The following is an 8,438-nucleotide window of genomic DNA, read 5'->3' on the forward strand; positions in this document are numbered from 1 at the left end:
CTAGGGATGATTACATCATGCCGCCCAAATCGCACTTAAACCCTATGAGTGGCGGTATATCTAGCTTTGTGGCATCATAATTGTCTACATTAATGACTACAAAGTTGGCTACATGGCATCTTCTGACACAAAACACTTGAAGCTACGAGGCAACGTCTGGTGGTATCAAAGACGCATTCCAAAATCTCTCCTAGAGCAATTTGGCGGACAAACCACGGTATCAGAGAGCCTTGGAACAGGTGATATCAGGGAAGCTAGGCGCAAAAGAGACATCCTCAATGGCAAGCTTGAAGAAAGACGATTTAATGCCCCCAATGCAGATAGACACCGCTTCCTTGAACTCATTAAGACAATGAGCGAGGACAAGGAGCGTTTCCCTGCGTCTTGGGATGAGCACTACGACCTAGACAAAATACAGCGTGAGAATGATGAAGTTTTTATTCACGCATACACAACGGTTAACGGTAGAAAAGACCATCGTTCAAGATATCGCATCACGTTGAAGGAAGCATTAAATAACTGGGTGAAGAAGTTTCACGCCAGCAAGACGAAAGATACCATTCACAAAGTCAAACAAGCCACAGACAAGTTCTTAAAATACATTGGACTTTACGATATCCAACTCGAAGACATCACTAAGCAACAGGTTAATGAGTACATAGAGCACCTTCAAACCAAGTACAAAAAGACAACCGTTCAAGGAAGCCTTAGTCGCTTACGCTCTATCTGGAACTATGCTGATTCTCTTGGAGAAGTCGCGACTAGAAGCCCTTTCGAAAAAATATCTATGCCACTGGTGATAAGGTCGAGAAAAAACAACCATTCACAGCAGATGAAATGACTTGGATTAAAGAAAACGTAGCCACCGAGGAGCCAAATAAGCGCTTGTTGGTTGAGTTGGGGGTGTTCACAGGCTGCCGTATATCGGAACTCTGCAACCTAAAAGTAAAAAACATAATTACTGAAGATGGCATAACGGCAATCTTTATTGAAACAGGCAAAACGGATGCTGCCGAGCGCTTAGTTCCTTTAACTGATGAACTGGCAGAAACAGTTAGAGCGCTAGCTGACACGAAAGAAGATAATGACCTATTACTTGGCTTCGAAAACCCGTCAGATATGAGCCGATGGTTTTCTCGAATAAAAACAGCTCGTATCCCCAACAACCCCGCAAAGTGCTTCCACTCATTCAGAGTGATGTTTTCCACTGCGATGGAGCAAGCTGGTGTAGATGAATTAAAAGCAGCTGCAATTGTTGGTCATAAGCGAGGAAAAACGATGACCTATCTCTACTACTCAAGAGGCTACACCCTCCCACAGCTCAAAGAGGCTTATGACCAAGGAGTTTCACATCTTGTCTGGTAGCTCTATCAATAGGGTCTACCCTGAGGAAAATACTTGCCAAAATAACAAAACCCACCCTAAAGACATGCTCTGGGGTGGGTTTTCCGTTTGTCACAAGGGTATAGCCATTAGAGAAAATGGTACAATAAGCGATTAGTTATTAACTCTGTATTCTATTCTTACAACATCTTGCAATCTCACGTTGCAGCCAATTGTGCCTATTTGAGTAATAGCCATTCCTATCATGCCACCATGAAAGCGTCCTCCTGAAACACTTCGAGAGGGAGATAAGAAACCAAGCAGATATTCTCCGTTTGACTTATGTATTACAGGACTAAAAGTTTCAAGCGGATACTGAATATCGAACCAAGCATCATTACACCCATCGACGGTAACAACTCTGGCACCAACGGTCTGTACTTGAGAGCTATCCTCAAGTAACGCTTCAATACCAGAAAAAATCACCGGTATCATGTAGCGTTGAACATCGACGTTTCTGCTTATATGGTCTTCGTTGGCTAATAACGGGCTTGCTTTCCACATCATGCGGACTTCTTTTTGAGGAGCGTGCTTCCTTGGTTTTATCCAACCCGCAAGTGAGGGGTTTTGAGAGAGCTCTCGACGGATTGGACTAAAAAAGTCCATCATCCCAATATCTCTTCCTGAATATAAACAGTGCTGAGTCCCAATGTATTCAAGCCCAGACACCTCTGAAGCAACGATTTTCGCAACTTCATCAACATCTGTGATTAACACACAGGTCTCTTTACCATCTGACATAGCCCATCTCAAAGTATCAGAAAAGAAATCTGAAGAACCACAGTATATGAATACATCATCAAGTGAAATATGCTCGTTTGAGTGGGTTATATCGAAGCATGAACTCTCATCCGATGGATAATAGAGCTTTACTTGCCCTTCTCTATCATCATCAATTAACCCCCCAAAGGCTCCTTTTCTGAATGCTCTAGGATTAGAAAGATACATATTACCATCTCGCCACATACTAGAAGCATGTTCTTCTTTCTGAAACTTGAACACAGGGAAAATAAAATCCCTACCATCATCCTTTACTATCTTATGACTCATGCAGCACCCAAAGAAGTTATACTGAATCCAATATACTCCTTAGGTTAACACTGCTCAATATGTGGTTGTTTTTGATAAAGTTATTAGAAAGCAGGTGTACACCTTGCCTTCTAATTTTTGAGTTAACTTTGAAGAATACGATAAACGCTTGAAAGGCTGATATTCAAGCTGCGAGCTATATCAGCTTTACTCTTACCTAAATTAGCGAGTTCAAGTACTTCTTTCTTTTTGCCTCTTGCTGTCGGCTTTCTCCCTGTGTAGACACCCTTTTGTTTAGCGACAGCAATCCCATCAGCTTGTCTTTCAAGTAATAGCTGACGCTCAAAAATCGCAACCGCACCTATCATCGTAAGCATCAGTCGTCCCGTTGGTGATTTCGTATCAATACCAAGGTTTAGTACCACCAGCGATACGCCTCTCTGGTCAAGATACTCAACAATCTCGAGGAGGTGCTTTGTATTTCTAGCCAAGCGACAAAGTTTGGTCACTGTTATAGTGTCTCCATCCCGCTCGTAATCAAGCATTATGACAAGCTGAGGGCGCTCGACCTTAGCCCCAGACTCTTTTTCTTGGAAAACCTTGTCACAAGCTCTCAGAGCCTCTAGTTGAGACTCTAGACTCTGCCCAGCAGTACTCACTCGAGCGTAACCTACATTAGCCATACTCACACCTCCTCATCCTGATTCATTTCAAGAATCAGAGATAAGATTGTAATAAGTAAGGTAAGAATGACTTTCAACGATATTTTCATGATTATTCCTCCGTAAGATTTCATCAACTTACTTATAACAATCATATAGTTACATATTGACAGGCATGTGCCGACATGTGCATTTTCGTTCGTTTGAGTGCTATTAACTTAAAATCTAGGTATGAATCACCAGACGTGGAGGCAAATATGCTAACTAACCGAATCACTCGCACCAAACGAGAAAAAATAATTAGGCTGAGAGATGCCAACCTCACCCACCAAGCCATTGCTACCAGAGTAGGTTGCCACCGTAACACTGTAAGCAAAGTGCTCAGAAGCGAAGGGCTAAAATGACCCAAATATACGAATTGTCCCTGACAGAGACCTAAAAATGTCAGTGGATGACTAGACATTTTCACCAATCATCACTAATTACCCCACTCTAGCTTTCTATATCTCTATATATGTGTGGGTATTAATAATCAGATGTTCCAATGTAGCAATGTTACAAACCGAGTTAACTTATTGTTTTATAACATTTTGTCTTGCTACATTTTGTAACTTTTTCAAATTCAAATGTAACCTATTGATTTAAAGGACTTAATCATGACTCGACTGAAGAATGGCTATGGTTGCCATAAGAAAAACATCCAAATAACAGACATTGGCAATCATATTGTTGCCAAAGTTGGCTTAGGCAAGAAACAAACTACGACTATCAGTTTGTGTGATATACAGATTTTAGAAGAGCACAGCTTCTACGCCCACAAACGTAAGGATGGTAAATACGTAGCTCGCAGTAACAAAAATGGCGCATACCTTCACCGCTTACTGATGAACCCTGACGACGAGCAAGAAGTTGACCATGTTGATGCCAATCCACTTAATAACATCCGTGGGAATTTACGCCGCTGCACAACTAGGCAAAACAATCTAGCCAAGAAGACACCAAAGCTCAAAGGGTTCAGTGGTATCCACAAAAACAAATGGGGATGGTATCAAGCCTTTGATGGTGAGGGTAAGAAGCATGGCAGGTACGATTCAGCTTCTGAGGCTGCGCAAGCTAGAGATGAGCTGATGCTAGATGCATACTTTCACAGCTATTCAGGAGAGGAACTACATACGTATAGCTTTATTGACTGGAACTTCGAGTCTCCCGAACGAGCCAATGAATCAGAGAACTACCTGTTTGATGAAACTCAATAGGCGCAATGGCTCTCAGGGCTGCTATTACAAGAGAAAGGATGGAATTGCCATTAAAAAAGGGATGCCAGAGTCTTCAAACTGGCATCCCTTAGTGTCTACATTGGCGTCTACACGTATTTTTAAGTCGTTGTTTATTAATGACTTAAATTGGTGTGAATGGCTTACATCATACCACCCATGCCACCCATACCACCCATGCCGCCCATATCAGGCATTGCAGGTGCATCTTTCTGAGGTAGATCCGTAACCATCGCTTCTGTTGTGATCATTAGGCCAGCCACTGATGCCGCGAACTGAAGTGCAGAACGAGTTACTTTTGTTGGGTCTAGGATACCCATTTCAAGCATGTCGCCGTACTCACCTGTAGCCGCGTTGTAACCATAAGAACCTTCGCCACCTTTCACGTTGTTCGCAACCACAGACTCTTCGTCGCCTGCGTTTGTAGTGATTTGACGGATAGGCGCTTCCATTGCACGTAGAGCAACGCGGATACCAACGTTTTGCTCTTCGTTATCACCTTGAAGTTCAGTGATCTTAGAAGCTGCGCGGATTAGTGCGACACCACCACCAGCTACTACGCCTTCTTCAACTGCAGCGCGAGTCGCGTGTAGAGCGTCTTCTACGCGATCTTTCTTCTCTTTCATTTCAACTTCAGTCGCAGCGCCAACTTTGATGACTGCAACACCGCCTGCTAGTTTAGCAACGCGCTCTTGTAGCTTCTCTTTGTCGTAGTCTGAAGTCGCTTCTTCGATTTGTTGACGAATTTGAGCAACACGACCAGAGATCATTGCTTCTTCACCGATACCATCGATGATCGTTGTATTTTCTTTAGTGATAGCAACACGTTTCGCTTGACCTAGGTCTTCTAGAACCACTTTCTCTAGCTCTAGACCTACTTCTTCAGAAATCACTGTACCACCCGTTAGGATAGCGATGTCTTGAAGCATGGCTTTACGACGATCACCGAAACCAGGTGCTTTAACCGCCGCTACTTTCACAATGCCACGCATATTGTTCACAACTAGTGTTGCTAATGCTTCGCCTTCAACATCTTCTGCGATAATTAATAGAGGGCGAGACGCCTTTGCTACTGCTTCTAGAGTAGGAAGAAGTTCGCGGATGTTTGATACTTTCTTATCGATCAGAAGAATGAAAGGATTCTCTAGATCAACAGAACCTGCTTCTTGGTTGTTGATGAAGTAAGGCGATAGATAACCACGGTCGAACTGCATACCTTCAACCACGTCTAGCTCGTCTTGTAGAGCCTGACCTTCTTCAACAGTGATAACGCCATCACGGCCAACTTTTTCCATCGCTTCAGCAATGATATTACCGACACTTGAATCAGAGTTCGCAGAGATAGTACCTACCTGAGCAATCGCTTTAGTGTCTTCACATGGAACTGAAAGCGCTTTTAACTCTTCAACAGCAGCAACAACCGCTTTGTCGATACCACGCTTAAGATCCATTGGGTTCATGCCAGCTGCAACCGCTTTTAAGCCTTCATTTACAATAGCTTGAGCAAGTACAGTTGCCGTTGTTGTACCGTCACCCGCTGCATCGTTTGCTTGAGACGCGACTTCTTTAACCATTTGCGCGCCCATGTTTTGGAACTTGTCTTCCAGTTCGATTTCACGCGCAACAGATACACCATCTTTAGTAATCGTTGGTGCACCGAAAGATTTGTCTAGAACCACGTTACGGCCTTTAGGACCAAGTGTTACTTTTACTGCGTCAGCTAGAACGTTGACACCCTCTAGCATTTTTACGCGTGCGTCGTTACCAAATTTAACGTCTTTAGCAGCCATCTTTAGTTTCCTTTTCTAAATTCTTTGTTTTGATTTTCAGCTGAACTTGAGCAAAAAATTACTCAATGATTGCTATTATTCAACGATTGCCATGATGTCATTTTCAGACATCACTAGCACTTCTTTACCGTCGATTTTTTCAGTTTTAGTACCGTAACCTTCAGCGAAGATAACCGTGTCACCGACTTTCACGTCCAGTGGCATCACAGTGCCATTTTCTAGAATGCGGCCTTTACCTACAGCTAGAATTACGCCGCGAGTAGATTTCTCTGCAGCAGAACCAGTCAGAACAATGCCACCTGCTGATTTAGACTCAACTTCTTGGCGTTCTACGATAACTCGGTCGTGTAATGGACGAATGTTCATCGGTCGTCTCTCCTGATTAGTTTCCATATTTGACATGATGAATGGCTATAACAGCCCAATGCTGTCTATATGAGGCACAAAGAGAAGAAACCCAAGGGCAAAGAGAAAGTTTTTGTGTGATCTGGTTCTTAGATGCTAGGCTAAACAAAAAAGCCGGATGCAATTTGAAGTGCATCCGGCTGCAAGAAGGGAGGTGATATCTTGTTAATGTCTGCGGAAGCCGAAGCGAATCAGAACGACGGCTATACCACATATTCCACCAAGTAAAGCACCCAAAATAACTATCAAAGCACGTTTAGGCTTATCCCGTGTTATTGGCTGTTCAACATTATCTAAAAAGCGGAAAGTCTGAAAGTCTACACTTCGATCCACTTTGAGAGTATTTAGCATTTGAAGCTTAGCATTTATCTGTTGAAGGCGAGGCTCGACTACGCTTAAGTTTTTGACGGAATTCAAGGCTTCAATTTTAGCTGCAAGTGCTTTGGAGCCCATATCAATCCCAAACAGCTCTTGACTACCATTGGTTTGAATCGGGGACGCCACACCTGCTGCTTTCGCGATACTAAGCGCATAACGTGCCTTATCAGCTTCAACCAATAGACGATTTTTCGCTTGAGTTTCAAGTATACGCTTCTGTTGGATTAACTCATCTTTCTTAGCAGAAACCATCGCCTCTAAATTGTTTAGCGCATCTTGATGTGCCTTAACCTTGATAGTTTTGATATAGTTAATCAGTAACAAATAGCTACTTTCGCTTGTCGTCGACTGAAAGCTTATGTCATAAGGCGTTAGCTCATTTTTCGGATTTTCAGCCTTCGCTGAAATTCTGCTAAACCATCCAGAGTAAATTGCACGCCTAGCTTCCGTTAGCTGTTCATCACTTAGTGAACTACTGGTTTGCTGTTTAAACTCTTGAAATGCTTCGCTGGAATCCAAAAAAAGACGTTTGTTGCTACTTGAGTTAAAAGCATCGACAAATCGATTAAACAAGACTTTTGTGTCAGTCAAGTTATCAAGTTCTTGACTCACTAAAACCGTGCCGTCATCCTGATAAATATCAAAAACCGGCTGGAATTGCTTCACTTGCTGCCTGTATGCAGCCATATCTTGCGCTTGAGGTTGAGAAATCGTAGCTTTCGATGACCACCACTCTTGAGAAGTCATTGCAAAAAGTACAGCCACAACAGTAAAAACTAACGTCGTGGCGATTATTAATGGTTTTCCAGCCCAGAGAGCTTGTAATAGCTCTCGAAGGTCTACTTCATGACTAGGTGGGAAAGCATTAGGTAACTGAGGTGAGTATTGTTGCTCGTTTGGTGATTGTTGAATTTGCCCGCTCACACGTGATCCTTTTAAGGCGATAAAGCCTTAACATTTTGTATTTCTATTCAGCGCGGAAGTGTAACATAGCGAGTATATAGTGAACAGAGCTTCAGCTTGGCTTATACAATTGATTACGATTCACCGCCATTGCTCTAGAAGAATTACTTCAGCATCTTGGTTGTTTTTATCTCGTATGTCACCCTCTAGCGCTTCGTGAAATTTTCCTACTTGGCTCACTAACTCTCGCATTAGTACGACATTAGTGTGGTTAGGATTTTTGCACTGGCCAACAACCCTATCAATGTGACTTTGCTGAGCCCACAATCTCTCTCGCATTTCCTCAGAAGCAGACTGGATCATTTCTTGGCACATCTCTTGTTTAAATCGATTAAAAGCTTCTGGATTATCTTGTGCCAGAACCATTAGTTCGTCAAAAGTCGGTAGGGTTTGATTAATTAATGTTGCACTCATGATTGCTCCTTAGTGGTGATAGTTTTATCAACACCATAAAAAGAGCTTAGGTGAAGGATATGAGAAATGAAATAGACCGACCCAAACTTCTCAATTATGAGACAACTCCTTACATCATCTTGTAGTGGTTTAATGATCCC

10 protein-coding genes are annotated in these 8,438 nt (G+C 42.7%); 4 read left to right on the forward strand and 6 right to left on the reverse strand.

The features are described 5' to 3' along the window. Positions 1 to 112 precede the first annotated feature (112 nt). Both TW84_RS25050 and TW84_RS25055 read left to right on the forward strand, forming a co-directional pair. Positions 113 to 841, forward strand: a complete 729-nt coding sequence (locus TW84_RS25050) for a DUF6538 domain-containing protein (protein ID WP_240478171.1) — start codon at positions 113 to 115, stop codon at positions 839 to 841. Continuing rightward, positions 838 to 1,365 (forward strand): tyrosine-type recombinase/integrase, encoded by a 528-nt coding sequence (locus TW84_RS25055; RefSeq protein ID WP_240478172.1) that lies wholly within the window; start codon positions 838 to 840, stop codon positions 1,363 to 1,365. Before TW84_RS25050 ends, TW84_RS25055 begins: the two co-directional genes overlap by 4 nt. A 132-nt stretch (positions 1,366 to 1,497) precedes the next feature. Here the strand turns inward: TW84_RS25055 and TW84_RS11815 are convergent, their stop codons facing one another. Beyond that, a complete protein-coding gene (locus TW84_RS11815) occupies positions 1,498 to 2,433 on the reverse strand; it encodes a hypothetical protein (protein WP_045975839.1) in 936 nt (311 codons plus the stop codon). A gap of 122 nt (positions 2,434 to 2,555) precedes the next feature. Then, positions 2,556 to 3,095, reverse strand: coding sequence for a recombinase family protein (locus tag TW84_RS11820; protein ID WP_045975840.1), 540 nt, complete (start codon positions 3,093 to 3,095; stop codon positions 2,556 to 2,558). Positions 3,096 to 3,331: 236 nt separating this feature from the next. Here TW84_RS11820 and TW84_RS25330 point away from each other — a divergent pair, with 236 nt between their 5' ends. Then, positions 3,332 to 3,478, forward strand: coding sequence for a helix-turn-helix domain-containing protein (locus TW84_RS25330; protein ID WP_162197122.1), 147 nt, complete (start codon positions 3,332 to 3,334; stop codon positions 3,476 to 3,478). A gap of 252 nt (positions 3,479 to 3,730) precedes the next feature. Beyond that, positions 3,731 to 4,330: a numod4 motif family protein gene (locus tag TW84_RS11825; RefSeq protein ID WP_045975841.1), complete on the forward strand. Its 600-nt coding sequence runs from the start codon at positions 3,731 to 3,733 to the stop codon at positions 4,328 to 4,330. Between the two features lie 161 nt (positions 4,331 to 4,491). Here the strand turns inward: TW84_RS11825 and groL are convergent, their stop codons facing one another. From groL to TW84_RS11845, 4 genes are all read right to left on the reverse strand, one after another. Continuing rightward, positions 4,492 to 6,138 (reverse strand): chaperonin GroEL, encoded by a 1,647-nt coding sequence (gene groL / locus TW84_RS11830; RefSeq protein ID WP_038164233.1) that lies wholly within the window; start codon positions 6,136 to 6,138, stop codon positions 4,492 to 4,494. 75 nt (positions 6,139 to 6,213) lie between these two features. Continuing rightward, entirely contained in the window at positions 6,214 to 6,504 is a 291-nt protein-coding gene (locus TW84_RS11835; protein ID WP_043009484.1) for a co-chaperone GroES, read from the reverse strand. A 204-nt stretch (positions 6,505 to 6,708) separates the two neighbouring features. Next, positions 6,709 to 7,845, reverse strand: a complete 1,137-nt coding sequence (locus TW84_RS11840; protein WP_045975842.1) for an LPS O-antigen chain length determinant protein WzzB — start codon at positions 7,843 to 7,845, stop codon at positions 6,709 to 6,711. A 120-nt stretch (positions 7,846 to 7,965) separates the two neighbouring features. Continuing rightward, complete coding sequence (locus TW84_RS11845) at positions 7,966 to 8,298, reverse strand: DUF3135 domain-containing protein (protein ID WP_045975843.1); 333 nt, start codon at positions 8,296 to 8,298, stop codon at positions 7,966 to 7,968. Between the last annotated feature and the right edge of the window lie 140 nt (positions 8,299 to 8,438).

The organism is Vibrio neptunius (assembly GCF_000967495.1).
Taxonomy (GTDB): domain Bacteria; phylum Pseudomonadota; class Gammaproteobacteria; order Enterobacterales; family Vibrionaceae; genus Vibrio; species Vibrio neptunius.